Here is a 25,375-nt window from a genome sequence, read left to right as displayed (position 1 = left end):
GAAGGCCTGTATCGGCACGCTTTAGCAGGAAAAAATATCCACCTCAATCTGGCTGCGCTCTGTTGCCGTCTCCTTCCCACGGATCGAGCACCTGACTTGGGTTATTTCGAAGCGATGGTTTCCTACCTGTAGTTCTAACAGCGGGAAACCTCGATGCAGCTCCGACCCTACCAACAACAGCAGGATTTTGAACTCCGCAAGGGCATAAGCCTTGGCGCGATCATTCAGATGCTGATGAGTCCAACGGGCTCCGGTAAGACAGAGGTGGCCAAGCACATCATTGCCGGTGCGCAGGCGAAGAACCGGAGGGCCTGGTTCATCGTCGACAGCGTGAAGCTGCTCGATCAGACGCTTGAGCGGTTCCACAAAGATGGTTTGGTCGCCGGTGCAATTCAGTCAGACCATCCCTGCACTGACTACCGAAAGCCCATCCAGGTCGCAACGATCCAGAGCTTGCGTCCGCGACTGGATTACATGCTCAACCACCACAAACCACACCTTGTTCTCATTGACGAGGCGCATGTCATCCACGAAGCCCACATTGAGCTGATCACGTGGTGCCGGCGGAACAAGGTGCCAGTTATTGGGCTCAGTGCTACCCCATGGCGGCGAGGCCTGGGCCGCATCTTTGACAGACTGGTCAACTGCATCTCCCTTTCCGAGCTGACAGACCAAGGTTTCCTTGTCCCTACACAGTGCTACGCGCCCTCCGTGCCTTCGCTGAAGGGGGTGAGCACGAAGCCGAATGGTGACTGGATCGAGGACGAGCTTGCCACGGTCATGGGTGACGCCAAGCTGCTTGGTGACGTGGTAACGCACTGGAAAGAACTGGGTGAAAACCGCAAAACAATGGTTTTCGCCTGCAACGTCCAGCATTCCAAGAAGCTCGCTGCTGAGTTTTTAAAAGCTGGGGTTGCCGCAGCTCATATCGATGGCTATATGCCGCCGCATGAGACCGAGGAGATCTTGCGCCAGTACAAGGCGGGCAAGATAAGGGTCTTGGTCTCAGTGGCTATGCTGATCAAGGGGTTTGATGACCCCTCGACCAGTTGCCTCGTGATAGCGCGGCCTACCAAGTCCCTGATGCTTCACTACCAGATGATTGGCCGCGGGCTGCGACTCTCGCCTGAAACTGGAAAAATCGACTGCATTATCATTGACCACTCCGGGAACCTCTTGCTTAACGGGAAGCCAACGGACGAGGTGCCCGACGCCATGGACAATGGGGAAGGGGAGCGTCTTGACCGCCGCCCGCAGGACAAAGGCGATCAGGAGAAAAAAACCAAGCCATGTCCGAAGTGCAGCTTTGTTTTCAGCGGATTGCTCTGTCCGAAGTGTGGCAACGAAATCGTAATACCGGATGGGGTGGCGGTGGCCACCGGCAAACTGGTGAAGCTAGACGATCGACGCAAAGTGCTCGGGCCGACCAGTAAACAGCACACTTTCTGCGAGCTGCTTGGGTACGCCCGTGAGACCGGCAAGAAAGACGGGTGGGCTCAGTACGCATACCAGGCATACATGAAAGAGCTGCCAGATCGCGCATGGATCGGTACCGTGCAACCCAAACCACCGAGTGAAGACATGAAAAGCTGGGTGAAGGGCTATAACGTCCGTCGCGCCAAAAGCAAACGCCGATTCGGGTGAGCCGGCGGCTTGGGATTATCTAGGCTGCGCGGAAAACCCTGGCGTTCAGGCTGGGGCTGAATAGCGCGTGCCGCGTAGCGACCCTTGGGTTTTAGATAAGCCGTGGCAGAGTGGAACCATGAACCACACGAAGACCCTCCAAGTTCGCGTTCGAGACAAGCACGCCCCGCTGCTGCGGCAGATGGCGCGCAGCGTGAATTTCGTCTGGAACTACCTGAATGAACTCAGCCATCGCTCAATCCGTGAGCGTGGGGTGTTTCTGTCTGCCTTTGATCTGCATCCGTACACCAAGGGCGCAGGTAAGGAACTTGGCCTGCATAGCCAGACGCTGCAATACGTCGCGGCTGAATACGTCACCCGGCGCAAGCAGTATCGCAAGGCGAGGCTGAACTGGCGCAAGTCTGGTGGTGTGCGGCGGTCGCTCGGGTGGGTGCCGTTCAACACCGCGGCTGCCAGTTGGAAGAATGGCCAGATCTACCACAACGGGTACTATTTCAAGGTCTGGGACAGCTACGGGCTGGGCCAGTACCGCTTCCGTTCCGGCAGCTTCAGCGAAGACGCTCGAGGCCGCTGGTATTTCAATGTCGTCGTCGAGCTGGATACCCAGCTATCAGCGGGGCAAGGGGCAGTTGGCATCGACCTGGGCCTGAAGGACGTGGCCACCTGTAGCGACGGGCAGCGACTGGAGAACGGCCGTTTCTACCGCGACCTGGAGCCCAGGCTGGCGAAAGCCCAGCGTGCCGACAAGAAGGCTCGTGTGCGGGCCATCCACGCGAAGATCGTCAATCGGCGCAAGGATGCCTTGCACAAATTCAGCCGCTCGCTGGTCGAGCGCTGCAACATGATCATCGTGGGCGATGTCAGCCCGCAGAAACTCGTCAGAACCACCATGGCCAAGTCGGTGCTCGATGCCGGCTGGGGTCAACTGAAAACGATGCTGGCCTACAAATGCGCGCACGCAGGCATCGTCTTCAGGGTCGTGAACGAGGCGTACACCACCCAAACCTGTAGCTGTTGCGGTGCATTGCCCGCCAGCAGGCCGAGAGGTATCGCAGGGCTTGGAATAAGGGAATGGATCTGTGAGTGCGGTGTCACTCACGACCGCGATGTGAACGCGGCCAGGAACATTCTCGCGCTCGGGCATGAGCGTCCTGTAGAGGGAATCTTCCGGCGTTTAGGCCGGGGAGGATGTCAACCAGAGCCATGTTTCACTGCTTTCAGCTGGGACTTAACACCCATGCGATTTTCAACAACCAAGGAGTAAAAGCGAATGAATCGTCAAGAACTCGTGAAAGCGATTGCCGACGAAAGCGGGCACAGCCAGTCAACCGTGGGAGAGGTGCTGAACAGCCTCATCTCGACGGTTCAAAATGTCGTTGCCGGCGGCGACAAGGTTAGCCTCGTGGGCTTTGGTACTTTCGAGTCAACCAAGCAGGCCGAGCGTCAGGGCCGTAATCCGTCTACCGGGGCTCCGATCACCATCGCTGCCTCGATCAAGCCAAAGTTCACCCCTGGCAAGTCCTTCAAGGATCGCGTCAACCAGTAAGCCCCCGCCAGCCGCCCCGATCTGGGGCGGCGTCTGCGTAATTCAGACCAAAAAACCGCCCGAAACCAGACCTTTCCCAGCGACCTGCATGAAACGATCTCCTCACCTAAGGAGACTCACATGCCCAGCGAAAAATATCTTCCGGCGATATGCCGATCACCACTCATTGACTACCTGGCAGGCATCGGCTCGCACGCGGTCATGATTCTGACGTTCAGGCACAGCGGCGAAGAGCTGCGCTCGATATCCAGTCGTCACACTGCTGGCTTGATGGCAGTAGCGGTTGGCATGGTCGTCGCCTGTACCCACTTCGCCCCAAGCTCCAGCTCCACGCATAGCTTGGTGTCTTGCGCACTATTTGCCCTTCTCATTGCAGCGGCCTTACGCACCTTCGGAATGCATGCCGTTGCAGGGTATGCGACGTTCCTGGTGGTGACAGAGCCGGTAGCCCTGGTTGTTCGCCATCTACCAATGGGCGACCTGATTGATGCCGTGTTTTCGTTCTGGTGCTTAGCAGCGCTGTCTGTCTACGGCGGCAAATGTGCAAAAAACAGAATGGAGTCGCCTCAATGAAGTCGACCGCAGAACAGCTCCCCATCATCGAATACCAAGGTGACCATCTGGTGGTGAAGGCCTATGCCGGGTGCGGCAAGACGACAACGCTTGTTGCCTATGCCAACCATCACAGCCACTTGCGCATGCTCTATCTGGCGTACAACCGCGCTATCCGGGATGAAGGCGCGGAGAAGTTTCCGAAAAACGTAGTGTGCAAGACATCCCACCAGTTGGCCTGGCCGCAGTTTGGCCGACACTATCAGCACAAGCTCGGGAATATCCGTCTGACGGATGCTGCCGGGCTCCTCAAAACACGGAACTGGGGAGATGTTCGAGACGCTATCGCTGTGCTCAATGCCTACCTTTCGAGCGCTGACGAAGAAATCAGTGAGGCGCATTATTTTGCTGCGCTCAGCGAGGAAGAGGCAGCGGAGCACGGAGCCGATCACCTCGACCGGACGATAAATTCTGCCCAGAAACTCTGGGACGAGATGATCGATACCGAGAGCAAATTCCCCTGCCAGCATGACGCATACCTGAAGCTCTTCCAGCTCAGTAATCCCCAGCTGCCATATGACGTGATCCTTTTCGATGAGGCGCAGGACAGTAACCCCGTAACTGCCTCCCTGGTCGCTGGTCAGAAGGCGAGGAAGATATTTGTCGGCGACAAATGGCAGCAGATCTACCGTTGGCGAGGGGCTGAGAACGCGCTGGATACGCAGATTGTGCAGGGCGCGGCGTCGATGTTCTTGACCAACTCGTTCCGGTTCGGGCCGATGATTGCCGGCGTAGCCAATGCGATCCTCAAACAGCAAGGGGAAACACGTCCCCTGGTTGGGTTTGGTGCCCGCGACAAAGTGACGACATCGCTGCCCTCTGGATGTAACCACTACACCGTGCTCAACCGCACGGTGATCGGCGTGATCATGACGGCCATTGATGCTGTATCTGACGGCCAAGTTGTCTACTGGAACGGGGGGATTGAGGCATACCAAATCTCCGACCTCGAGGATGTTTACCATCTGAAGGTCGGCCGCAAGGATGAGATCCGCAACAAGCGCCTTTTCGGGCAGTTCAGCGACTTTGGAGGGTTTGCCGAAGCGGCAGAGGAGTCGAAGGATGCCGAGATGAATCGGATGCTCAGGATACTCAAGGAGCACAACGACATTCCGAAGTTGATCTCGGCGCTACGCCGCAACTCAACAGATGATCCTCTTGATGCAGATGTGATTGTGAGCACCTGCCACCGCTCGAAGGGGCTGGAGTGGGATGTGGTTGTCTTGGAAGAAGATTTCCCAGACATCTTCGACGAAGAGAAGATCACCCCTGATCAGCGGGTTGATGAGTTGAATTTGCTCTATGTCGCAGCCACAAGAGCAAAGAAGGTGTTGGTGATCAACAGCATCACCCAGGTCGTGATCCAAAAAAGTCACGCTGAGGCCAAGCGGGAGATGGAAGCAGCAGCGGGGCAGCGCGCATGATCTACCTCTATCTCGCGCTTTTACTGGTGCCGGCCGGCGCGATTTTTGTCTGGGGTAAGCTGGTGTCACAGTTTTCGGTAAAGACGTGGATCGTCTATCGGAACACTGGAATCATCGGCGGGCCTGTACATGAAATGGCGCACGCGATTGCATGCCTGCTCTTCGGCCTGCGAATCAGGAAGCTTGCTCTATTCGCACCGGATGCAATCACTGGGCAGCTGGGCTACGTCGAGTTTTCCTACAGCCCGTTTTCTCTGCGCAACTCGATTGGTCTCCTTGTTCAGGGCATAGCGCCCTTGTTGGCCGGGGGCGCAATCGCCGTTATCTCCCTTGGCACATCATACGATCAGAGCCTTCCCGACCAGGGATTGGTGCCGTTGGTTGTCTGGATCGGCGCTGTGGCCACCGGTTCTGTTACCGCGATCGTCGACTTGGGTACTGGCTCATTGCAGGGGTTTGCTCTGGCGTTACTCGTCCTGGTTATCTCGATGCACGCCATCCCAAGCACAGCCGATACCGCCCTGGGTCTCAAGGGATTCGCGATCATCGCGGTCGCTTTCGGCGGATTAATTTTCTTGCTCCAGATGATCCCATTCCAAGGAGAAGGCGTAGCAATGGCGTTCATCATCAAGGCAGCGGATCTGGGGACGCGCTATCTCGAGATCGGCATGTGGCATGCACTCAACGGCGCGGTGACGGTGGTGACCCTATCTGTAGTAGCGAGCTTAGTGCTGATCCTGCTCCCAGCGTTTTTCTTCCATCTAAAATCCTTCTGGGATGGAGCCCGTGGCCATGTTTGAGCACTTATGGTGCATGCAATCGCGGGTGCATTAGGCCCGAGCAATTCACGAAGTCAAGGAAATTATATGCCCAAGTTTCTTAACACCAGCGCTACCAATTACTACCTGGAGGAGCTGATCAAGAACGCCAAAGAGCGGCTGATCCTGATCAGCCCGTTCCTCAAAATCAATGATCGCATCCGCGAGCTGCTGGAAGACAAAAACCGCATGAAGATTGACGTGCGGATCGTCTACGGCAAGAGCGAGCTCAACCCTCAGGAAATTAACTGGCTCAAGGCCCTGACCTTCGTTCGCACGAGCTTCTGCAAGAATTTGCATGCCAAGTGCTACCTCAACGAAGAAGTGGCCATCATCACGAGCCTCAACCTCTACGAGTTCAGCCAGGTCAATAACAACGAGATGGGCATCCTGCTGACCCGGGAGGCTGACTCGGAGTGCTACCGCGATGCCTACGACGAGGCTCAGCGTATTGTCCGTGTAAGCGATGAGGTGCGTATTGCAATGGAAATGGTCGTCAAGGTCGAAGGCGGTGGCGCTGCTGCTCAGGCAGCATCGGCATCGACCGATGAGGCTGATGGTGGTTCAGGCGCTATGGCCAAGCTCACCTCTGCAAAGTTGGCTGCAAAAATGGGCATCAAGACGAAAGACCTGATGGATCGGCTTGTTGCGGGGGGATACCTCGAGCTTCGAGATACCATGCATTACCTGACAGACCTTGGTAAATCCGCAGGTGGCGAGTTCCGGAAGGGGCCTGGCGGTTTTTACTTTTTATGGCCGTTTGATTTTGATTTTTGACGCTTGTGTCGAGGCCCGACCGGCACGGAAAGCAAGCCTGAATGCCATGGAATTCCTCACCTGATGTGAGCCGGCCCAGAAGCACGATAAGCGAGCCGCCCAAGGCTGACTAAGGGCGGCTTTTCTTTCTCCTCCGGGCCTGCTTGACCGCAAATTTGCGTGATCCCAGAGGGTTGCAGGCATCCCTGTAAATAGGCATCATGGCCCTACCGAAAGGTGCGTAAGCTGCGCGCTATTGCAGCTCAAGAACCCTCACAGTCCCGATCGGGGCTGTTCAAGTAAGCATAAGTCCGTCTGACCTATGCTACCCCCCAGAATCAACCATCCACGCATGAGCGTAGATGTTTGTCCGTGCCTGGCACGGGTCGTTAGCTGCGACTCTAATCAGCTTAAAAACCTACCCATGCGGGGAAACCCGTATGGGATTTCTCCGCTCTGAAAACTGGAGTTGAGAATATGAGCAATACCAACGAAGTCGTTAATCTGACCAAGTTTAAAACTACCCGTGAACTCGAAGCCTTCGGGGTTCGTAATCTTACGAGTTGGAAGGAATTTCAGGAGATTCGTAATCTCCTTTTCTTCCCGGTGTTGCCGACCAAGGAAAGTGTTGCAAAGCGCGTTGAGCGTCTTGCCGAAATTGCCCTTGCTGAAGCAAAAAAATCTGGCACAACTACCGTTCTGGTCAGTTGCCCGCCATGGATGATGCATTCGCTGTGTGCCGAGCTGGTTTATCACGGGCTCACACCAGTCGTAAGCTTCACCAAAAAAACCAGTGAAGACAGCCTGTCTGTGATTGATCTGGTAGTTGCTGCGTAAACCTGCACAAAATAAACCGCCCACTGGGGGAGTCTTCCCCTATGGGGATTCTCCTTTTCTTGGGCAACTGCTTTCGAGAACGGAGAATATAAAATGCAATTCAATGCAAAAGTTGAGATGAAAGAGTTCGGCTTCAATACCAACGCGCAAGCGCCAGGTTTTGCAGAAGGACACCAGTGGATGCATCACGTCGCGCCGAAGAAGAAGTATTTTTTCCGCGAGATGCTGGTCAAGCCGTTCATGAGTTGGCTCTACGCTCCGTTTGGGGATAGCTGCATGCTCCTCGGCCCAACTGGATCGGGTAAGTCTTCGCTCGTAGAGCAAGTCACTGCCCATCTTAATTGGCCCTGCATCACCGTTTCGGCACATAGTCGGATGGAAATGCCGGAGCTTACTGGTTACAACCTGCCTGTCACTGATCCGGTGAGCGGCGACCTGAACACGAAGTTTGTGGATGGGCCGCTGACCCAAGCAATGCGTAATGGGTTTGTGTTCGTGCTCGATGAGTACGACACGCTTGATCCGGCAGTAACTGTAGGTCTGCACGCTGTCATGGAGGGGAGACCCTTGGTGATTGCGGAAAACAATGGTGAGGTTGTGAAGCCTCATGCCAACTTCCGGTTTGTCGCTTGCGGCAATACGGCGGGACAGGGTGATGCATCGGGAGTACATGCTGGCACCATGCAGCAGAACCTGGCATCGCTGGATCGCTTCCGAGTGTTTGAGGTTCCGTACCTTGAGGCTGATAACGAAGTAGCAACTTTGATATCTGCTTTGCCAATGCTTCCGAAAGAGATGGCGAAAAACATGGTGAAGGTTGCGAACTCCATTCGTAATCAACATCAAGGGTTAGGTGGTAATTACCTAAGCGTCACGATGTCCACTCGGACATTGCTTCGCTGGGGGCGTATCTCTTGTGGATACACTCACCAGGGCGCGGCTAATCCGCTTCAACTTTCGCTGGATGAATCGCTGCTCAATCGCTGCGATTTAGTTCAGAAGACAGCAATTCGTAAGATCGCCCAGAGTGTCTTTGGTGGCGATTGGAAAGTTGCTGTGTAAAAACCCTAAGGGGGAATCTCCCCCACCGGGCGCGATTCCCCCTTTTTCATGCATGTGAGAAAGGAGAATCGTGAAATGTCCATTCAACAGAATGAGATCAAAATCCTAGACCAACTACTGCTGGTCGATCTTTCCGGTATCCATCTGTGGACTGCTCGGAAAAAGCTTAAACCTGAAATGCTGGAGGGGAAGATTCCTCCTGCTATTTTGGCTTCACTCGGCTCGATGCGTGTAATCGACCCGGAGAAGCTGAAACCGTTTGAGAAGATCAAGCGGCAGGCTACAAAGGTGGTGGAAGAGTGTGGTGTGCGGTTCCTCGGTGGCTATGCAGTTTCCCAGGACAAGATCCAGGAGGTTGTTGACCGACTGGAAGCGCTCAAATCGCAATTCTACGACTTGAAAAACAACTTTCTCCCTAACTACGAACGCTGGATCACTGAGTGGATCGACAAGGGCTGGGAGAAGCAAGAATGGCGTGATGCTATCCGCACCTCGGTGACACCGAAGGCGCAGGTAGATGCAGGGATGCATTTTGGGTACGCGGCATGCCGTGTTTCCCCTGATGGCGACAAGCACCTCTCTAACACGCTGGGTACGCAGGTCCGTGGTTTGTCAGATCAGCTGTACGCTGAGACGGCAGATACAGCCGAGCGCTTGCTTGAAACAGGCTTGGCCACTCGTGGCCATGTCACACAAACGACGCTGAACACTGTTCGGAAGATCAACGCCAAGCTTCGCGGCCTGATGTTCCTGTCCAGTGAGGTCAAAGCCCTAACCGAACACATTGAGGAAGTCCTTGCGGCTCTCCCCAAGTCCGGGGTGGTTAATGGCTCTCAGTACAACAGCGTTGTAGCCCTTGTGTCGGCCCTTTCTGATGAGGACTCGATCAAGCGGCTGATCAAAAACCTGAACATTGCCAACGGTCATGAAGATGCATCGATGGCCTTCGTTCCAGCATTGCCTTCAGTTGAAACCGAGGCCCCGGCCGGTGTTGAAACAGAGGCTCCTACAGCAGTTGAGATCGAGGCCCCGGCCGAGACTGTCGCTGTTGTTGCTGTACCTGATGCTGAAGTACCCGCGGATGCCGTAACGATGGTCGAGGAAGAGCTGAGCGCAAGCGTAGCTACTCCGAGTTGTCACGACAGCATCAACGAAGTACCAGCAACACCCGAGGTTGTTGAACCAGCTGAATCCGTTCCAGTGGAGCAGTCTGAAGAACCCCTCGTAATCAATCCGTCCGAACCCGATATGCCCTTCGGCACCTTCTGGTTCTGACATCACAAACAAACCCCGCGTGGGAGTAGCCCTCCTCGCGGGGTTACTCCTTTTCGCGGTGGCGAGAAAGGAGATAAACGATGAGCAATCAATCCCTGGTCGGCACTCTGCCGATCTATGCACAGCACCTTGCCGAGCTAACTGGCGTCAAAGTGCACGTTGAGGGTATCCAGGCTAAGACAGATGGAAAAAACGTATTTGTCCCCTTCACCGAGGACGATCTGCCGCTGTCCTTCGGGTACATCGCACATGAATGCTCCCATGTCCGCAACACAGACATGGGCTGCTTTCGCGACTCATGCCCGACACCCTTCCGCAAGAATCTGCTGAACATTCTTGAGGACATCCGCATTGAACGATTGAGCATGGATCAGTACCCAGGTACTGAGTCGGACATCCGCTACCTGAACCGCAAGGTTCTGCTTGAGCCGTTTCGGCCTGAGCAGGTGGATGACTGCCCGGCGCTCCATGTGATTCACAACGGAATTCTCTACGGCGGTTACTGGCTACTCCAGGAACCGCAGCTTGAGGTTCCAGCAAAAGCCTACCTGGCCCGTATGGAGACCCTTCTTGGGGCTGACCTTACGGATCAGATCCTGACCCTGGTGAAGAACACCCTGACGTGCGAGAGCACAACAGATGTTCTCGCTCTGGTGGACGCGATTATCGACCTGCTGCCTTCGCAAGAGGATGAGCAGGAAGATGAGCAACCGCAGCCCGAGCAAGGCTCGGAGGGTGCTCCTCAGGACTCGCAAGAGTCGGGTGGAGGCGATCAGCAGCAGGAGCAGAAGCAAGACGGTGGTGCGGGTGCAGGTGATGAAGGCAAAGAGGAGGGGCAACCCGAATCCAAGCAGGAAACATCTGATGGAGGCCAGTCCGGCTCCGAGCCGCAAGACCAATCCCAACCAAGTAGCGGCAGCAATGCCGGCGACGATGGCCAAGAAACCTCGCAGTCCAGCAATGGCAGCGGCAAACCTTCCCCAGAAGCCAGCAACCTGCGCGAGCAGGCCAAGGATGCAACCGAAGCCGACCTGAAAGGGTTGATCTCGGAAGTTGGCGACAAGGCGGGTGAGTTGCTAGGCCGTAAGGCAGTGCGCGACGGTAATCCGCTCCGACCATTCTCTCTGGATGGGAGGGGGAGGAACCGATCCGATCAAGCGAGCGTCCGCCGTGTGCAATTGGGCATCGAGCAATCTGCCGGTCTACGACAGTGCCTTAATGGGCTGTTACAGGCGCAGGTTGATTGCCGTGTTCGGCTGAAGCGGCAGGGCAAGAGGATCGACACTGGCCGTATCGCCATGATGAAAGGCGGCGAAACGCGGGTGTTTAGAAGTAAGTCTCGAGCAGAGCGTCAGTCTGCATCAATCCAGATTCTTCTCGACAAGTCGGGGAGTATGAAGTCTGCGATGGATCAGGCCGAAGCCGCAGTCTATGCGGTGCTAAGCGCGCTGGAGGGACTTCCGCTGGTGACAACCGGCGCGATGTCGTTTCCCAACAAGGCAAACGATGGCGTTGAGCGCTGCGCACTGATCAAGAGCCCGAAAGAGCGATTGATCAGGGCGGTAAGCGAAGGTGGCTTTGGTGTGATGTCGGAGGGCGGTACGCCTCTTGCGCAAGCACTGTGGCCGGCTGCTGTTGAAGTTCTTCGTGCGAAGGGCGAGAAGAAGATTCTTTTCGTCATAACGGATGGGGAACCGAACGCAGGTACTACTCATGCAGCGAAAGAGTTTATTCAGCGGTGTGAGGTCAGCGGCATCGAAGTGATTGGACTTGGTTTCGGAAGTGCCAATGAGCACATCCTGAAAGCATTGTTCAGCCAATACCGTGCTGTTGGGGAGGTTGCGAATCTCAAGAACTCGCTCTTTGAGCTTGTTCGCGAAGCATTAGCTGCCTGACAAATAACCATTCAACCCACTAGGGGCTTTCCCTAGTGGGAGGCCTCTGTCGGTTTGAGGAGGTCTGAAATGGAAAATACTGCGACTGCGTTGCCCTTGCTGGATCTGTTTGGGGAACAAGTAATTATTCAGCGCCGCTCGTTTGAGCGGAGACCACGGAGAAAGGCAAGCCATGCGCGAGTCTTTCAACTTGGATTTCTCGACATTCTGGAAATGTCAGACGCTGAGTTGGAAGCCCTGCGGACACGAGACGAAATCACCGATGATTACGTTGAGTGGATGCGGGAATACCTGCTGAAAATCACTCTGAGGCAGATCATTCATCCTCAGCTCAGTGAGCAGAATTGGCGCGAAGCAATGGATTGGGTACTTTCGGACGAAGTTCATCCGTTTAGCTCCCGAGTCTGTTGTGAAGCAATGATGTGCGACTTCGAAGATGTTCGCGCTACCACATTGAAAATCGCAGCCAAAGAACTGGTTAAGTAAATAGAAGCCCGATAGGGGGAAAGCCCCCTACGGGCTTTCTCCCTTTCTGCGTTTCGTAGAAATGGAGAATCAGATGAATGCTTATAAGGATGCCCAGGCCGGCGAAGCCAGGACGTTCGTTACTCGTAACGATCAGGTGGTCAAGCTAGTTGAAAGGCTGCTGAAACGCGCTGCCGGCGTTCTCGTCGAGAAGGTTTGCCGCAAGGCTATGACGGAAGGCGAGCTTCAGGTTGTAAAGCAGGCGGTTGAGCGTGGCGAGCTGTACAAGGTTTTCAGCCTTGTTCGTCCGGCTGCTGACCAAATGCGACGTGTGGACAGCAAGAACATTTACTGGGACTGGATTGATGCCTTCGGGAGCTATTCGGACGCAGTTGGCTCTTGCTGGCCATACATGAGCCAGGAGCGAAGAGCGTACGCTCTGCTGCACGCTGAAGAGCTGGCCAACGCAATCTGCAAATAACCCTACCGGGGAACCCCGGCGGGGTTCTCCATGAAAATGGAGATGAAAATGCACCGGTTTGTTGAAGAAAAGATGGCAAAAGCCGCGCCTGTTCCATGCGACTTCATCCTTGGCGATACCGTGACGGTGACAAATGGATACGGAGTCGAAATCCAGGGAAAGAAAATCCTTGGATTCGTCCGGGAGATCGATCCTGAGTTTCGCCCTGATGCATTCGTTTTTCTGGATTGGGATTGCTACTGGTTCCCGGTTTCGCCAGAAAAATTGAAGCTCGAAAGCAGATATTCAGGACTCTAAAAAACACAACCCAAGGGGGAGAAATCCCCCGCGGGGCTTCTCCCTGCATGGATGTATGGAGAAGTCGATGAACGCGATCCTCGAAGCTGCTCGTTTGCAAGGCCAGGCCTCGATAAGCCGTAAGGCTTGGGTAACCAAAGGGGGCACAAAGGTTCACCTATGGGAGCTGTCATCAGGGGGCGTCATCCTCCTGAAGCACTCGCGGGGAGAAGGTTTTTTCCAGCCGATAAAGCTGGAGGAGCCAATGGAGATGGTTGTTGACCGTTTCCGGAATAAATGCGGCCACAAGGTGTTCTCACCTAATGGGCTATGAGTGTGAAAGGGTGGCCTTCGGGTCACCCTTTTTTTTGGTTCGCCATCTTGTTAAAGGGCATCGGTTTGGTATCATCGCAGGCATAGAGCGGGCCTCAGGTCGAGCTCTCAAGAACCCCTCCAGCACAGAGCCCTCTGTGCTTAGAACTTAGCGCCATGCATGAGCATGTCCGCCAAGGCCTGAAACGTGTATGCGTTCAGGCAGTGTTCTCATCATGTATGTGATGAGTCACAAAAAGCAGAGCCACGCTTTCAAACCGGCTTAAAAATAGCACTCAAATTATCGACATCCAGGCAACTGGATATTGGTTTTTCTGCGTGCATAAAAAACCCGCAGCGGGGAGATTACTTCCCGCCAGGGTGGTTCTCCGTCTGCATCTTTTGCTAACGGAGAACACCATGAAAACTCTCATCGTCCTTACCGCTCTTGTTGTTGGTGGCATTCAACTTGGCTTCAAGGCGTTCGATGCAGGCGTTGAAACTGCTCAGCAGTCTCACACCGCAGAAATGATCAAGGCACGTCACGCGCTTTGATTCAATAAGGCTCTTGGCAAAAAGCTTTCGGTTTTACTGGAAGTCTTTGCTTCGTAAGAGGTCGTCCCGATGTTTCATGTAAACGCAATTGACGCTGTTCGCAGCGCATCATCGTTGGCAGAAAAATCGAACTTTGCCTATGCGATTTATTCGCAGGCAAATGGCTTTATTGTTGTTCTTCTAACTCAGCCGAACGGCTCGGAGTTGGAAATAATTAAACCCTGACGGGGAATCCCGTTGGGACTCCTCGTCTTTTTGAGGAGTAAAAAAGATGTACAAGAAAATACTATTCGACTGGATTAAGGCTTCACTTATGGGCGTTGGCTGTAGCTTGTTGGCAGCCGCTTTTGTTTCCATCGTTACACCAGGAACGCATCCGCTTGTCGTATCGTTCTGTCTGGTGCTTGGCGTGGTAATGATGATCGCCGATTTGGTGGTATCCTTGATTACAGCGATGAGCAATCCGAAAGGAGAATGAAATGGACTCGATGCAGATGCTTGTTTACGCAATCGTAGGCGTTGTCGGTGCTTTGGCCCTAACCGGCGTGATCGGTTATGTGGTCGCTGACCGTCTCGACAAGAAGCACGGCACGAACATCAAGGCCCACTGAGCCTTCCCTCAGGGGTTGGCCCAGTGAACGGATTCAAGTCTAGCTTCGGCTAGACCGCTGCGTGGTCACCCTCCGTGGGTGATCCACCAGAGCCCTTCCGTGTGAAGGGCTCTGGGGATCACCCACACCTGGAGAGTTGAACATGACCGCAGCAAACGCACTATTCTGCCAAGAACTCAAAGAACTGATGGTCGAGTCTGGACGGGTGTTCAAAGTCCCCGAGCAGATCGCCAGAACTGTTTCGTCCTCCGATCCGGATACCCGGTTCGTTAAATCATGGGCGGTGATTCATCGCTTGATCCCGAGTGATGGCCAGGTCTTAGTAGTGCCTGAGGCATGATCAAAAACACAGCGAGCCCCGGCCGGTGACCCCACCAGCCGGGGCTTTGCTTTTTCAGGCGATTTTGTTGCCTGAAACCGCGCCATCATTTCTCACCCTTCCCCTAGCATCGAAGCATCCCCATTTTTGGACATGCGATCGATGCGACAACCACTCAAAACAACGCTGAGACGGCTGGTCAACGTGACCGTGATCGGCCTGTATCTCAACAGCATGACCTTCACAGCCTGGGCCGACGCTGTGACAGCAGGATCTGCGGCCGGTCAATCGGTAGGCCAGCAGGCACTTCAGGTATTCGATGGTGGGGACGCCTCCGTCACGCTTCAGGATCTTTTCCCTGAAACTGGAGACACTGCCTCGCTCGAGAACGTCTACGGCGACGATGTGAAGACGATCGATCTCGGGTTGCGAGCAAATACCCGCCTCCAATCGGAATCGTCCTCTGAGGGAGAGGCATACCGAACCCTGATCGACAGCGGCAACCGCATGTCGGTAGATCTCTCCAACGACCCTATGCTCAATCAGGCTGATCAAGTTCGTTCCCCTGACTTCATGGATGGGTTTAAGCAGAACTTCGCGGACTGCACCTCTACCGAAGTTTTTGAGAACGTGACGAAAAACGCCCATGTTGCCAATTACAAAACATGTGAGCGCGTCGTGGATCAAGGCGGAAACGTTGAGTTCCTGCATGACTACAAGGTAGGTGTAATCGAATACGTTTCCGGGCAGCCAAACTTTCAGTCGTGCGGACCAGGTTGCTTGTACATCTGGGTCGGCACGGTAGGAGACAACTACTGGAGCGGGAACTGCAAAATCTATGAGGAGTACACCCGATTCCGCGTGATAGCCAAGGACGCCATTATTTCAGCTACCGTCGACAGAGCTGTTTTCGACGATTATTTCCAAATCCTTTTCAATGACGAAATGCTTTGGACGCACACACCTGGTGTCTTCCCGCCGGAAACAGCTGGAAGCTGCGAACGCGGAACAAGCTGGAACGTAGCTCCGAACAAGGTGATCACTGACAAGTTCGGCAGCGATGATGACGTGATCACGTTCAAAACCCGCACCTCGGTTACCGGTGGTGGTGAGGGTTACGCCCGCATCAAGATCATCTATGACCCGGCAAAGGCGTTCGTTGATAAAGGCTGGGGCCCAGAAGAGCGCCTGCCAATGTTCGACATGATCAAGGATGGGTTCTGCACCAACGCACAGATGTCGTGCACCTCTATGCCGGCAGTTGATGCTAACGGGTGTACCGAAACCAATGGCGTTCAGATCTGCCGTTCTGACATGCCACCATCCCCGCACCCGAGCATTGATCCTCTTTGCAAGAAGGCCCAGGTAAGCGCCGAGTGCTCCTACTACAAGGGGAATATGGATTGCTACACGGACGCCCAGGGTGTGCAGCGGTGCCCCTCAAATGATGGCGGTAACCTGAATACCTGCACCCAATACGAGCAGAATCCCAGCTGTGGTTTTATCTCTCAAGGCTGTATTGATGGCGCAAAAGGCGAGACAGGCTCGTGCTATGCCTTCGAGGAGGTCTGGGACTGCGGTTATGACACCAGCTACGAAACCATCGTGAACACTGGGGCACAAATCGAATGCCCTGGTGGGGCGCGCTGTATGGGCAGTGAGTGTTTCGACTCGTCGAACACGAAAAGCGGCGATTTTGCCTATGCGGTGGCCATGCTTCAGGTTGCTCAGTTTGCTGAGCACGACTTGGACTGCGGTGGTGATGGTACCGATATCAACCAGGCCAATGACTGCAAGGTGTTCAAAGGCGAGGCTATGGAGTGCAAGAAGGCGCTGGGTGGCTACGTCGACTGCTGTGAAGCCCCAGAAAGCGTGTCCATCTTCGACTATGTGAATCTGACGATGAATACACTGAAGATGACCAGCTCGCTCGAGGCATTGAGCAGGACAGGAAATCTCTTTGCTCCGGGGTACTGGGCTGCGGGTACTGAAGCGGCGATGTCTGTTGGCTCCTCGGTTATCAAGGGCCAGTGGGGCACCATTGTGGATAGCGCCACTGCTGCGTTCCAGAAGGGCTTTGAGGGCGCGGTACAGGAAACCCTGATGAGCGAACTTCAGCAATGGCTCATGCAGCAGGCTTATGACGCGATGGTTGAGATGGGGGCGACGGCTGCGGCCGACGCGGTATTTGCCACCGGAGCAGATGGCGCGGTTACCGGTCTGGGGTCGCAAGCTGCGATGGTTGTGAACATCATCGGCTGGGTGTACATGGTTTACGTGATCGTGGATCTGCTGATCAACATCATCTGGGAATGCGAACAGAAGGAATTCGAGCTGGGTGCAAAAAAAGAAACGCGGCAATGCCACTTCGTTGGCAGCTATTGCGCATCCGAAGCTCTTGGCTCTTGCGTCGAAAAACGAGAAGCCTATTGCTGCTTCGGCTCGGTTGTGGCCCGGATCATTCAAGAGTCAGCCCGTGAGCAACTGGGTTTGGGATGGGGTGACGTGAAGTCACCTACGTGCGAAGGAATTACGCCAGCTCAGATGGCGCAAATGGATTGGTCCCGTGTGGATCTGTCTGAGTGGATCGGTATGCTGAATCTTGCAGGGCGGCTGCCAACCGCGAACACCGTATCGCTTGAGGACGTGACAGGAAGTGGAAGTAGACTTCAGATAACGCAGGGTGAGACGCGGCTCAACACGCTAGACCGGAACTTGCAGAGGCTAGAGGGTTTCGATGTTGACGCGGTGAAGAGAAAAGCTGAGGAAGATATGAGATAAAAAGAAGCCCCGCCAAGTGCGGGGCTTCTTGTATTAATGGCGGCGTTTGCTATTTCCCAATGAAATACATCGCCTGGCCTTTATTGATGATGCGCGCGGGTACAGAGTTCTTTCGCAGCTTCTGGCCTGGGTGATACATGTAGAACCACTCCGGCAGAATTTCGGAAATTTTAGTCATGGCTTCCAAGGTCGTTATGTCGTTCTTTATTCCATCAACTGTGTACTGCTCATTGAGAATGAAGATTGGCCCATATGCCTCGGCGGCATTAATAAAGCTCGGTGGGGGCGTGGCTCTGTCGGCAAATTGCACGGGAGTTTCTTTCACGAAAGCTGCGGGACTATCGTAGGCCTTCCCGTGACCTGACGGATACTTACCTACCAGCGATTTGAGTTTTGAGCGGTTATGAGGAAAGGCTTTGACTCGCGCCTCCTCAATTAGCTTCAAGACCAGGGCAGACGCTTCTTCGGGCGATTTTGCCAGCGTGCTGGGTACCCAAGCGGCAGTCTGGTAGGTGCGAGCTGGATCGCTCGAGCCGCCGAGGAGGAAGAGGCCTACCCCTAGGCCAAGAGCTGCATTGCTGCTGACACCAGGAGGAGGCGACGCATAGCCGCCTGCGGCAACAGCAGCGTCCGCCACACTCGAGCCTCCTGTACTAGGAGTCGCCGTGGTCGGGTCGGATACAACGAATTCTCGGGGAACATCACGCTGACCAGAAATGTTCATGGCAGTCAGAACGTGCATCGCATCAGACCATTTTTCCTTCGGCACATTCTGCGGGTCAGGCAGTTGTACGGTGGGTGCCTTCGGCGAGGAAGAGCACCCGACCAGGAGAGCAATAGCTGCGGCGAGAAGCCCGGTGCGAATCGTTATACTGCGGTTCTTCATGGTGAAACTCCTTTTTTCGATAGCCATAGGTTACCGTCTTCGGCGGCGATCCCAAGCGAAGTCGAACGACCGACTATGTGATCAGGGTGTTTTTTCGTTCTGGATGCGCTGGTAGATCTCTTCGCGGTAGATCTTCACCTCTTTCGGCGCTTCAAACGCCAACCTGACCGTACCGTTCGCAGCCTTTGTGACGATCACCTGTATGTCGTTGCCGAGCCGAATCGACTCCCCTACCTTGCGCTCAATGTGCAGCATTACTGCCTCCTCAGGCTTCAGCCGTGTTCTGGCTGGCCTCATACTTCTCCAGGATCTTAAGCAACGATTCCGCCGCCTTCGAGTCAAGCCGCAACTCATGCTGCGCATCGCCCCCGGACTTGAGTTGATCGCGCAGGCTTCCTGTAAGGCCGCTCAGTGCGCTGAACGCACTCATGGCTTCCTTGGGTGTCACCTTGAACTTGCCAAGCGCCTTGTTGGCGTCTGAGCCCGTTGCGCGGGTACGACCGGAGGCCTTTGCTCCTTCGATCATCCCCAGCAGCTTTGGATATGGGTCTTGCCCAGTTCCTCGCAGCTCCACCAGAACATCAATGACAGGCGACGCTTTAATTGCGCCGTCGCGAACGAGCTGTTTGACGTTCTCCTCGGCGTTGGCGAGAAGCAGCAGTCGCTCAACATGAGTGACGCTCCTGTTCATGCGATCGGCGATTTGGGCTGGAATCCAGTTTTGCCCGGCCAGGCGCTTGTAGCCTTCTCCTCGCTCCAGCGGCAGCAGCTCTTTGCCTTCGCTGGTCTTGATCATCATCACAACAGCGTCGGACTGATTTCCTTTGAACTCGTTGACCATCAGGCCTGGAAGATTTGCACCGCGCCCATCTGCGATGCGAGCGCCAGTGAGGCGATGGTGGCCTTCTCGGATCACGAGGCGAGGGTTGCCGTCGATGATCTTCAGTTCTGCGACGACTGGAGGCACATACAGGCCCTGCTCATAAGACTTGGCGAAGCCTTCGGCATGGTCAGGATCGATGGGCCTCAGATTGAAGCCTTCTTCAATTGCAAACCAGTCAAGCGGTGCAATGTAGATGTTGTTGCGAATCATCTGTTCGTCGCGTGGAACACCAGTTTTCTTCAGGTGTTCGTCCAACTGGCGAAACGATGCAATGCGTGGTAGATCGTTCATGGCGTATCTCCCTGATACGTTTATTGAGGTGTGCTCAGTACATCACTGCTCTGGAATATCCCAAGCACAAGAAAAACCCCGCCGGAGCGGGGTTGGAGTCATCGACTCGTAGGAGGTGAATCCGGGAAGTGACCAAGCCGCTCCTCAAATACGAGCCGGCTATGACCACAATCCCAGAGAGAGAACATCAGCCCTGTGCTCATGTCAGCGGCGATAAAATCCTCTCCGTTTGGAATGAGGGTGTATCCGTTGGCTGAGATGAGATCGAAAACCTCATCCCAGCTACTGGCCCTGCGTAGCGCACGGAAAAGGCCCACCCGACCTTCTAGCTGCTGGGTCATGGCGTCACGAGCGCCCCAAAGCGCACGAGTGCCGCCGGCGTCTAGCCGGTCGGCCCATTCATCCAGCCTATTGAGCACCGATCTCATTGGCCGCGCCCTCAGCAGGGGTATCCAGCTTGTCCTGGTTGGGAGCCTCGTCGCGCATTTTGACCAGCTGCTGCATGGTTTGGAGTAGCACCTGCGTGCTTTGGGCACCCTTCACCAGCAGTTTGTTGCCTGTCAGGTTGTCGACTACGACCGTTGCTGGCGTGCCGGTGACACCCATGTTCGTGCCTTTCTTCACCTGGCCTTCGATCAAGGCCCGGTACTTGCCGCTTTCCATGCACTGACGATAGGCATCAAGGGGAGCACCAACCTCCTGCGCAAGACGCTCTACGTCCTCGACACCTTGGCCATTGAGTTGAGTGCGAGCGAACCATTCGCCAGTAAAGGCCCAGAAGGCTTTGTTGCCGGCAACCTCGCCCACGCACTCAGAGGCGTGAGCTGCCACTTCCGCTGCGGGGTTGTGGAAGGCCAGGGGGTAATGCTGCCATTCCCAGTTAATGCGCCCTTCGGACTTGTCAGCCATCTGCTTTGGCGTGTCATGGAAGCGCTTGCAATAAGGGCATTCCAGGTCAACGAACTCGACCAAGGTGAACTGGGCGTCCTTGCTGCCGTAGATGTGCCGACCTTCAATGGTGGTGTCAGCTGCGCCGCTCCACTTCGAGAGAATTTTCGCTTTCGCTGCGTTGATCTTCTCAACTTCACGATCCTTCAGGGTTTTGTCGACCGCGCCTGGCAACTGCTCCACAAGGGCATTTTTTACGGCGATGTCGGTGTAACTCTGACCCATGTGGACAGAGACACCGATAGCAACGGCAGAGGCCACGATGGAAACGCCAATGGCTGTAGCGAGAGTGGGATTGAATTTAGGCATGACGGATCACTTATAGGAGGGGGAAAAAGACGGTTTCAGGTGAAGAGGGACATCCTTCGGGGTGCCTTCGACGAGAATGACCCACTCCTCGTAGCTCAACCGTTGAGCCCCTTTGCAGAGCTTGTTCCGGACGGCAATGTAGTCATCGACCGAACCGGCCGCGTTGGCCAAGGTGACGATGCGCTCGCTTGCAGCGGGTTGGCCAAGAGCAAAGGCCTGCGCCACATTTTCAGAGTCAGCACAGTTGGCCTGGAACATGGATGAGGGGACTGCAACGCTATCGTTCGTTGTAAGGCGTGCTTGCAGCTCTGGGTGAAGCTTCCCGGCCGGGGTCTCGAGAACATCGAGGCTGCCAAGAACGGGTTGATAGGTGGGTTTTCGCAATGCTGCACCGCCTCGGCCCGTATGCCCCCAGCTGGTGTGGTATTCGCGCATGTCGGGCTCGTAGCTTGCGACCTCGAATGGCGTGCCTGGGGCAGGGGGTTCTGGCTTGTTGGCACAACCCGCTGTGAGCGCCAAGCCAATGGCCAGGCCTAGCGGCAGTAGAGATTTAAGGTGGTGCATGGTTGATCCTCTGAGGCTGGTAAGGATCATTTTCCTCTGTACAGAAAAGGGGATGGCCCGTTTTCAGGACGAAAAAGCGACTGAAAAACGCCGACAAAAAACCCGCTTGCCATTGGATTCTGCTTGTTGCAGACTTCCTATCACGTCGAGTAGCTCGGCGTTATAAATCCGGATTGCATGCCTTGCAGTCCATCTAGCAGGCCCAGCGCCTCATGGTTGAATCTCAACCATCATGAATTCCCAGATTAAGTCAGCCCACATGTGTGGACTGATTTAGTCATGCGCTTCGTCGCATGGTCGGCTTGTTGGCCGTCTCAAAAGTACAACCAAAAACCCATGAAAAACCAAACCCCAACGGGGCTGCTATTGCCCCCGTATTGGGGTAATGCCGCCCCGTAGTTCTATCTAAATGGAGAAATACTATGGCTCGCGGCGTAAATAAAGTGATCTTGGTTGGCACCTGTGGTCAAGATCCAGAAACTCGCTACTTACCGAACGGTAATGCAGTAACCAATCTCAGCCTTGCAACAAGTGAGCAGTGGACTGACAAGCAAACGGGACAGAAAGTCGAAAGGACCGAATGGCACCGTGTTTCATTGTTTGGGAAAGTCGCTGAAATCGCTGGTGAGTATCTGCGGAAAGGATCGCAGGTATACATCGAAGGTAAGCTTCAAACACGAGAGTGGGAAAAAGACGGTATCAAACGGTACACCACCGAAATTATCGTCGACATGCAGGGCAGAATGCAGCTCCTGGGTGGTAGGCCAGAGCGCGACAACTCTCAAGGGCAACCCCGTGAGCAGCGTCCGCAACAGCAACAACAACGTCCTAGTCAGTCACCACGCGATCCTGCTCCACAGCATGATCAGCATTTTGACAGCTTCGACGACGACATCCCTTTTGCCCCAATTAGCCGTTTGCTTCTAAACATCATCTAATCAGGCAGAAGTCAGTCAAGAATTAACGCACCTTCGGGTGCGTTTTCTTTTTAGAAAGGAAAATGAAATGAGCGATAACTTCCAAAACGCAGTTGCAATTATTGCGAAGCAAGAAGATAAGTTCATCAAGCTGGTGGAGTCGTCGAAGACTGACGTTTTGTTCAAAAATGAGCTGCTGTTTGCATCGCAGGCCATGATGAACAACGACTATCTGTGCAAGTGCGCGACTACTAACCCGTTAAGCCTTAGAAATGCGTTCAGCCAGGTTGCGGCATACGGATTGACTCTTAATCAATCTCGACAGCTTGCGTACTTGGTGCCCCGAGACGGGCAGGTGGTTTTGGACGTGTCCTGGAGGGGCATGGTCAAGGTCGCTGTGAACGACGGCGCGATCCGTGATTGCATCGTTGAATTGGTCTACTCGAAAGACAAATTCGAGTACAGAGGGAAGCGACAAAGCCCGACCCACACCTTCAACCCCTTCGACAAGAAGGCTGATCGTGGGGAGTTTGTAGGTTGCTACGTCGAAGCTCTTCTGCCGGATGGCCGCGTTCACGTTGAGGCGGTTACCGCTGATGAAATCAATGCTGCTCGCGATGCTTCGGAGCTGTGGAAACGCAAGAAGAAAGGCCCTTGGGTTGACTTCGAAGATTCCATGCGCAAGAAGTCGGCTATCAAGATTGCAAGGAAATACTGGCCTCAGACCGGCTCAAAGCTGGACGGAGTGATTCAGTACCTCAATACAGACGCTGGGGAAGGGTTCTCTTCCAACGATGTACCAGTTGAAGTTGTTGAGCGATATATGGGCGCTGCTGATGTGGTGGAAACTGAGCCGTTGCCGACCTCTAACCAGGTTAATCAGCAGCCAGAACCCACCGTAAACCCCGAACAGGCCGCTAAACCAGAGGTTGCAGATCCTGCCCCGGCAGACGATGTGATTGAAGGTGAAGTTGTCCGTGATGGAAGCCAAGTCCCGCCACCTGCTGATTTACCTGCAAAGGTGATCAAGAAGGTTGCGGAAGTTGTTCGGCGTGCTCGTGATGCCAATAGTTGGGAGCCGGCGTTCGAGTACGTTTCGACGTGGCGTGTAGACGCTCGGGATTACGCTGTAACCCAGTTGAAAGCTGCGCAGTACGTTGCTCAGTCGCAAGGCGAGTGACGCAAAAAAAACGCTTTGGGGGGCCTTGTTGCATAGGGCGCTTCGAACTGACCACAACCCTACGGGGCTTTCCCGTAAGGGGGGCTCCGTCAGTTAAAAAGGAACCAATCAGATGGCTGACTTGATCGTCTTCATCCTGACCCTGCTGCTGCCGTAAGGCATCTGCAAATAAACTCCCTGACGGGGCATATCGCCCCCAAGGGGTGCATTGCCCTCGTCGTTTTTTGAGAATGGAAAACGATATGGCAACTGCACAACCGAAAGTCACCGTACAGCTCATGCAGGACACCGACGCAGAGAACCCGCGCAAGTGGGACAACCTTGCAATGATGGTCTGCGCTCATCGCCGCTACATTCTGGGTGATGAGGATGGAGCTACTGAGGCGCTTGACCTGATCTACGAGCACCTGTCCGAAAGGCAGCTCAACGAGATGGGCTTCGACTCAACTCATGTACCTGATATCCAACAAGCTCTCGAAATGACAGGCAAGGCGATCATCATGCCGCTGTATCTCTACGATCACAGCGGCATCACGATGAAAACCAAGCCGTTCGCCTGTCCCTGGGACAGTGGGCAAGTGGGCTTTATTTTCGTGAGCAAGGCGAAAGTGTGTGCTGAGCAGGGCTGGAAACGGCTGAACAAGGCACGCACCGAAAAAGTAACCGCCATGCTGGTTGGGGAGGTCGTGGTTTATGACCAGTACCTGACCGGCGATGTGTGGGGCTTCAAGGTAGTTGAAAACGGCGAGGAGACAGATAGCTGCTGGGGTTTCTATGGCAGCGATCCGCTTTCTAACGGCGTAGTAGAGCATCTTGCAGGCCAAGCAAAGCAGCTGGTTGAAGCTGGGCAATACCAGCGTATCAACTGAGTAATCGCTATCCCTGAGGGGCACCGCCCCCTCAGGGAAGGTGCCTCTTTTTCAGGGCTAAATAACTGAGAAGGAGATACACCATGCGGACTTACATCCTATCGATGACCATCCTGCATACACGGCAGAAGGCTACCTTCCGTTGTGAAGCAACCACCTTCGGCGAAGCGATCGACAAAGCAGAGAAGGCCCATCCGGGCTTTTTTGCCGTTCTGACCCACTCCCTTCCAGGAGAGCAGAACAATGCGACCGTCAACCGTTGAGGGCCTGAAGGACTCCCTTGCTAGCTGGGGGGAGATGAAAGAAGAGGGTGGTGCGTTCGCTGAATACGCTGACGAAATGATCGAGCAATTTCAGGTGAAGCTCATTCTCCTGGAATACCTGCTCTGTCAGTTCACTATCCACGGCCTTGGCTTAACGCTGAAGCATCGGAGCCGGGATGCCTGGGGTGTACTTCTCCCAGATGCATCTCAGCAAGGGCGATTTCGGTGGCAGGCGTTTCAACGTGATGGTTTCACCGGCCATTGCGCGCATGACACGCCGGAACTGTGCATTGGCGACATGCTTGACGATGGATACGCGCTTCTCGATATGGGAGCACTTGATCGATTGTCGGGTACCGCTGAATGGCAACGCGGCATGGAAATCGTCGCAGTGATTCAGGCCTGCAATGCAGGTCAGTTGAGCTTCGAGGACGCCATGCTAAAGCGAGAAGAAATCTACTCCCGCTACGCGATTGCTGCGTAAGCGTGAGCATCACTGGAAACACCAGAGAAAAAACATCCCCCAAAGGGCGACAGCCCTTTGGGGTTTTCGCCTTTTCGGGGCTGCCACTTGGGTTTTCGAGCCTTGGTGGTGA

30 protein-coding genes are annotated in these 25,375 nt (G+C 54.7%); 25 read left to right on the top strand and 5 right to left on the bottom strand.

Annotation, left to right across the window (positions count from 1 at the left end; genetic code table 11):
- Window positions 1-153: 153 nt before the first annotated feature.
- The 20 genes from QMX91_RS00485 (at window position 154) to traN (ending at window position 17,669) form a co-directional block, all read left to right on the top strand.
- On the top strand, window positions 154-1,644 hold the full coding sequence (locus QMX91_RS00485; protein ID WP_033045069.1) for a DEAD/DEAH box helicase: 1,491 nt from the start codon (window positions 154-156) through the stop codon (window positions 1,642-1,644).
- A 118-nt stretch (window positions 1,645-1,762) separates the two neighbouring features.
- Window positions 1,763-2,908, top strand: a complete 1,146-nt coding sequence (locus tag QMX91_RS00480; protein WP_236466237.1) for a transposase — start codon at window positions 1,763-1,765, stop codon at window positions 2,906-2,908.
- A gap of 6 nt (window positions 2,909-2,914) precedes the next feature.
- Entirely contained in the window at window positions 2,915-3,190 is a 276-nt protein-coding gene (locus tag QMX91_RS00475) for an HU family DNA-binding protein (protein WP_043859655.1), read from the top strand.
- Between the two features lie 120 nt (window positions 3,191-3,310).
- Window positions 3,311-3,763, top strand: a complete 453-nt coding sequence (locus QMX91_RS00470; protein ID WP_043859625.1) for a hypothetical protein — start codon at window positions 3,311-3,313, stop codon at window positions 3,761-3,763.
- The gene (locus QMX91_RS00465; protein WP_028622354.1) at window positions 3,760-5,226 is read left to right on the top strand and encodes a 3'-5' exonuclease; all 1,467 of its coding nucleotides are present in this window, start codon (window positions 3,760-3,762) and stop codon (window positions 5,224-5,226) included. The genes QMX91_RS00470 and QMX91_RS00465 overlap by 4 nt, the downstream gene beginning before the upstream one ends.
- On the top strand, window positions 5,223-6,026 hold the full coding sequence (locus QMX91_RS00460; protein ID WP_028622353.1) for a hypothetical protein: 804 nt from the start codon (window positions 5,223-5,225) through the stop codon (window positions 6,024-6,026). The genes QMX91_RS00465 and QMX91_RS00460 overlap by 4 nt, the downstream gene beginning before the upstream one ends.
- A 66-nt stretch (window positions 6,027-6,092) precedes the next feature.
- Entirely contained in the window at window positions 6,093-6,821 is a 729-nt protein-coding gene (locus QMX91_RS00455) for a phospholipase D family protein (protein ID WP_028622352.1), read from the top strand.
- A gap of 456 nt (window positions 6,822-7,277) precedes the next feature.
- Complete coding sequence (locus QMX91_RS00450) at window positions 7,278-7,637, top strand: hypothetical protein (RefSeq protein ID WP_023049098.1); 360 nt, start codon at window positions 7,278-7,280, stop codon at window positions 7,635-7,637.
- A gap of 93 nt (window positions 7,638-7,730) precedes the next feature.
- Window positions 7,731-8,699, top strand: a complete 969-nt coding sequence (locus QMX91_RS00445; RefSeq protein WP_028622351.1) for an AAA family ATPase — start codon at window positions 7,731-7,733, stop codon at window positions 8,697-8,699.
- Window positions 8,700-8,774: 75 nt separating this feature from the next.
- A complete protein-coding gene (locus tag QMX91_RS00440; protein ID WP_028622350.1) occupies window positions 8,775-9,974 on the top strand; it encodes a DUF3150 domain-containing protein in 1,200 nt (399 codons plus the stop codon).
- 80 nt (window positions 9,975-10,054) lie between these two features.
- Window positions 10,055-11,869, top strand: a complete 1,815-nt coding sequence (locus tag QMX91_RS00435) for a nitric oxide reductase activation protein NorD (protein ID WP_033040889.1) — start codon at window positions 10,055-10,057, stop codon at window positions 11,867-11,869.
- A 69-nt stretch (window positions 11,870-11,938) separates the two neighbouring features.
- Window positions 11,939-12,355 (top strand): hypothetical protein, encoded by a 417-nt coding sequence (locus QMX91_RS00430; RefSeq protein ID WP_282412121.1) that lies wholly within the window; start codon window positions 11,939-11,941, stop codon window positions 12,353-12,355.
- Window positions 12,356-12,428: 73 nt separating this feature from the next.
- Window positions 12,429-12,815: a hypothetical protein gene (locus tag QMX91_RS00425; RefSeq protein WP_013100877.1), complete on the top strand. Its 387-nt coding sequence runs from the start codon at window positions 12,429-12,431 to the stop codon at window positions 12,813-12,815.
- A 48-nt stretch (window positions 12,816-12,863) separates the two neighbouring features.
- Complete coding sequence (locus QMX91_RS00420; protein WP_033040893.1) at window positions 12,864-13,112, top strand: hypothetical protein; 249 nt, start codon at window positions 12,864-12,866, stop codon at window positions 13,110-13,112.
- Window positions 13,113-13,179: 67 nt separating this feature from the next.
- Window positions 13,180-13,425, top strand: coding sequence for a hypothetical protein (locus tag QMX91_RS00415; protein WP_013100879.1), 246 nt, complete (start codon window positions 13,180-13,182; stop codon window positions 13,423-13,425).
- 398 nt (window positions 13,426-13,823) lie between these two features.
- On the top strand, window positions 13,824-13,958 hold the full coding sequence (locus QMX91_RS00410; protein ID WP_013100880.1) for a hypothetical protein: 135 nt from the start codon (window positions 13,824-13,826) through the stop codon (window positions 13,956-13,958).
- A 271-nt stretch (window positions 13,959-14,229) separates the two neighbouring features.
- Window positions 14,230-14,436 (top strand): hypothetical protein, encoded by a 207-nt coding sequence (locus tag QMX91_RS00405; protein WP_011077965.1) that lies wholly within the window; start codon window positions 14,230-14,232, stop codon window positions 14,434-14,436.
- Window position 14,437: 1 nt separating this feature from the next.
- Window positions 14,438-14,569, top strand: a complete 132-nt coding sequence (locus QMX91_RS00400; protein WP_255311629.1) for a hypothetical protein — start codon at window positions 14,438-14,440, stop codon at window positions 14,567-14,569.
- Window positions 14,570-14,711: 142 nt separating this feature from the next.
- Window positions 14,712-14,909, top strand: coding sequence for a hypothetical protein (locus tag QMX91_RS00395; RefSeq protein ID WP_013100883.1), 198 nt, complete (start codon window positions 14,712-14,714; stop codon window positions 14,907-14,909).
- 141 nt (window positions 14,910-15,050) lie between these two features.
- Window positions 15,051-17,669: a conjugal transfer mating pair stabilization protein TraN gene (gene traN, locus QMX91_RS00390; RefSeq protein ID WP_102685500.1), complete on the top strand. Its 2,619-nt coding sequence runs from the start codon at window positions 15,051-15,053 to the stop codon at window positions 17,667-17,669.
- 49 nt (window positions 17,670-17,718) lie between these two features.
- Here the strand turns inward: traN and QMX91_RS00385 are convergent, their stop codons facing one another.
- From QMX91_RS00385 to QMX91_RS00365, 5 genes are all read right to left on the bottom strand, one after another.
- On the bottom strand, window positions 17,719-18,555 hold the full coding sequence (locus QMX91_RS00385; RefSeq protein ID WP_102685501.1) for a hypothetical protein: 837 nt from the start codon (window positions 18,553-18,555) through the stop codon (window positions 17,719-17,721).
- Between the two features lie 81 nt (window positions 18,556-18,636).
- Window positions 18,637-18,810: a carbon storage regulator CsrA gene (csrA, locus tag QMX91_RS00380; RefSeq protein WP_102685502.1), complete on the bottom strand. Its 174-nt coding sequence runs from the start codon at window positions 18,808-18,810 to the stop codon at window positions 18,637-18,639.
- 10 nt (window positions 18,811-18,820) lie between these two features.
- Window positions 18,821-19,729 (bottom strand): hypothetical protein, encoded by a 909-nt coding sequence (locus tag QMX91_RS00375; RefSeq protein WP_102685503.1) that lies wholly within the window; start codon window positions 19,727-19,729, stop codon window positions 18,821-18,823.
- Window positions 19,730-20,137: 408 nt separating this feature from the next.
- Window positions 20,138-20,986, bottom strand: a complete 849-nt coding sequence (locus QMX91_RS00370) for a DsbA family protein (RefSeq protein WP_124097839.1) — start codon at window positions 20,984-20,986, stop codon at window positions 20,138-20,140.
- 6 nt (window positions 20,987-20,992) lie between these two features.
- Window positions 20,993-21,550, bottom strand: a complete 558-nt coding sequence (locus QMX91_RS00365) for a hypothetical protein (RefSeq protein ID WP_017849501.1) — start codon at window positions 21,548-21,550, stop codon at window positions 20,993-20,995.
- Window positions 21,551-21,972: 422 nt separating this feature from the next.
- Between QMX91_RS00365 and QMX91_RS00360 the strand changes: the two genes are divergently transcribed.
- From QMX91_RS00360 to QMX91_RS00340, 5 genes are all read left to right on the top strand, one after another.
- Complete coding sequence (locus QMX91_RS00360) at window positions 21,973-22,488, top strand: single-stranded DNA-binding protein (protein ID WP_128655736.1); 516 nt, start codon at window positions 21,973-21,975, stop codon at window positions 22,486-22,488.
- 67 nt (window positions 22,489-22,555) lie between these two features.
- On the top strand, window positions 22,556-23,647 hold the full coding sequence (locus tag QMX91_RS00355; RefSeq protein ID WP_128655738.1) for a RecT family recombinase: 1,092 nt from the start codon (window positions 22,556-22,558) through the stop codon (window positions 23,645-23,647).
- Window positions 23,648-23,889: 242 nt separating this feature from the next.
- Window positions 23,890-24,516: a hypothetical protein gene (locus QMX91_RS00350; RefSeq protein WP_128655741.1), complete on the top strand. Its 627-nt coding sequence runs from the start codon at window positions 23,890-23,892 to the stop codon at window positions 24,514-24,516.
- A gap of 83 nt (window positions 24,517-24,599) precedes the next feature.
- On the top strand, window positions 24,600-24,779 hold the full coding sequence (locus QMX91_RS00345) for a hypothetical protein (RefSeq protein ID WP_128655743.1): 180 nt from the start codon (window positions 24,600-24,602) through the stop codon (window positions 24,777-24,779).
- Complete coding sequence (locus QMX91_RS00340) at window positions 24,760-25,263, top strand: hypothetical protein (protein ID WP_128655745.1); 504 nt, start codon at window positions 24,760-24,762, stop codon at window positions 25,261-25,263. The genes QMX91_RS00345 and QMX91_RS00340 overlap by 20 nt, the downstream gene beginning before the upstream one ends.
- Window positions 25,264-25,375: the final 112 nt, after the last annotated feature.

This window comes from Pseudomonas sp. PS01299 (genome assembly GCF_029960145.1).
Lineage (GTDB): Bacteria > Pseudomonadota > Gammaproteobacteria > Pseudomonadales > Pseudomonadaceae > Aquipseudomonas > Aquipseudomonas putida_A.
Note: the sequence above shows the minus strand (reverse complement) of the source record. Positions and strands in the feature narration are given on the sequence as shown.

Bases quoted from the DNA above. Each gene is read 5' to 3' on its own strand.
- QMX91_RS00485 (WP_033045069.1), top strand. From the start codon at position 154: ATGCAGCTCCGACCCTACCAACAACAGCAGGATTTTGAACTCCGCAAG.
- QMX91_RS00480 (WP_236466237.1), top strand. From the start codon at position 1,763: ATGAACCACACGAAGACCCTCCAAGTTCGCGTTCGAGACAAGCACGCC.
- QMX91_RS00475 (WP_043859655.1), top strand. From the start codon at position 2,915: ATGAATCGTCAAGAACTCGTGAAAGCGATTGCCGACGAAAGCGGGCAC.
- QMX91_RS00470 (WP_043859625.1), top strand. From the start codon at position 3,311: ATGCCCAGCGAAAAATATCTTCCGGCGATATGCCGATCACCACTCATT.
- QMX91_RS00465 (WP_028622354.1), top strand. From the start codon at position 3,760: ATGAAGTCGACCGCAGAACAGCTCCCCATCATCGAATACCAAGGTGAC.
- QMX91_RS00460 (WP_028622353.1), top strand. From the start codon at position 5,223: ATGATCTACCTCTATCTCGCGCTTTTACTGGTGCCGGCCGGCGCGATT.
- QMX91_RS00455 (WP_028622352.1), top strand. From the start codon at position 6,093: ATGCCCAAGTTTCTTAACACCAGCGCTACCAATTACTACCTGGAGGAG.
- QMX91_RS00450 (WP_023049098.1), top strand. From the start codon at position 7,278: ATGAGCAATACCAACGAAGTCGTTAATCTGACCAAGTTTAAAACTACC.
- QMX91_RS00445 (WP_028622351.1), top strand. From the start codon at position 7,731: ATGCAATTCAATGCAAAAGTTGAGATGAAAGAGTTCGGCTTCAATACC.
- QMX91_RS00440 (WP_028622350.1), top strand. From the start codon at position 8,775: ATGTCCATTCAACAGAATGAGATCAAAATCCTAGACCAACTACTGCTG.
- QMX91_RS00435 (WP_033040889.1), top strand. From the start codon at position 10,055: ATGAGCAATCAATCCCTGGTCGGCACTCTGCCGATCTATGCACAGCAC.
- QMX91_RS00430 (WP_282412121.1), top strand. From the start codon at position 11,939: ATGGAAAATACTGCGACTGCGTTGCCCTTGCTGGATCTGTTTGGGGAA.
- QMX91_RS00425 (WP_013100877.1), top strand. From the start codon at position 12,429: ATGAATGCTTATAAGGATGCCCAGGCCGGCGAAGCCAGGACGTTCGTT.
- QMX91_RS00420 (WP_033040893.1), top strand. From the start codon at position 12,864: ATGCACCGGTTTGTTGAAGAAAAGATGGCAAAAGCCGCGCCTGTTCCA.
- QMX91_RS00415 (WP_013100879.1), top strand. From the start codon at position 13,180: ATGAACGCGATCCTCGAAGCTGCTCGTTTGCAAGGCCAGGCCTCGATA.
- QMX91_RS00410 (WP_013100880.1), top strand. From the start codon at position 13,824: ATGAAAACTCTCATCGTCCTTACCGCTCTTGTTGTTGGTGGCATTCAA.
- QMX91_RS00405 (WP_011077965.1), top strand. From the start codon at position 14,230: ATGTACAAGAAAATACTATTCGACTGGATTAAGGCTTCACTTATGGGC.
- QMX91_RS00400 (WP_255311629.1), top strand. From the start codon at position 14,438: ATGGACTCGATGCAGATGCTTGTTTACGCAATCGTAGGCGTTGTCGGT.
- QMX91_RS00395 (WP_013100883.1), top strand. From the start codon at position 14,712: ATGACCGCAGCAAACGCACTATTCTGCCAAGAACTCAAAGAACTGATG.
- traN (WP_102685500.1), top strand. From the start codon at position 15,051: ATGCGACAACCACTCAAAACAACGCTGAGACGGCTGGTCAACGTGACC.
- QMX91_RS00385 (WP_102685501.1), bottom strand. From the start codon at position 18,555: ATGAAGAACCGCAGTATAACGATTCGCACCGGGCTTCTCGCCGCAGCT.
- csrA (WP_102685502.1), bottom strand. From the start codon at position 18,810: ATGCTGCACATTGAGCGCAAGGTAGGGGAGTCGATTCGGCTCGGCAAC.
- QMX91_RS00375 (WP_102685503.1), bottom strand. From the start codon at position 19,729: ATGAACGATCTACCACGCATTGCATCGTTTCGCCAGTTGGACGAACAC.
- QMX91_RS00370 (WP_124097839.1), bottom strand. From the start codon at position 20,986: ATGCCTAAATTCAATCCCACTCTCGCTACAGCCATTGGCGTTTCCATC.
- QMX91_RS00365 (WP_017849501.1), bottom strand. From the start codon at position 21,550: ATGCACCACCTTAAATCTCTACTGCCGCTAGGCCTGGCCATTGGCTTG.
- QMX91_RS00360 (WP_128655736.1), top strand. From the start codon at position 21,973: ATGGCTCGCGGCGTAAATAAAGTGATCTTGGTTGGCACCTGTGGTCAA.
- QMX91_RS00355 (WP_128655738.1), top strand. From the start codon at position 22,556: ATGAGCGATAACTTCCAAAACGCAGTTGCAATTATTGCGAAGCAAGAA.
- QMX91_RS00350 (WP_128655741.1), top strand. From the start codon at position 23,890: ATGGCAACTGCACAACCGAAAGTCACCGTACAGCTCATGCAGGACACC.
- QMX91_RS00345 (WP_128655743.1), top strand. From the start codon at position 24,600: ATGCGGACTTACATCCTATCGATGACCATCCTGCATACACGGCAGAAG.
- QMX91_RS00340 (WP_128655745.1), top strand. From the start codon at position 24,760: ATGCGACCGTCAACCGTTGAGGGCCTGAAGGACTCCCTTGCTAGCTGG.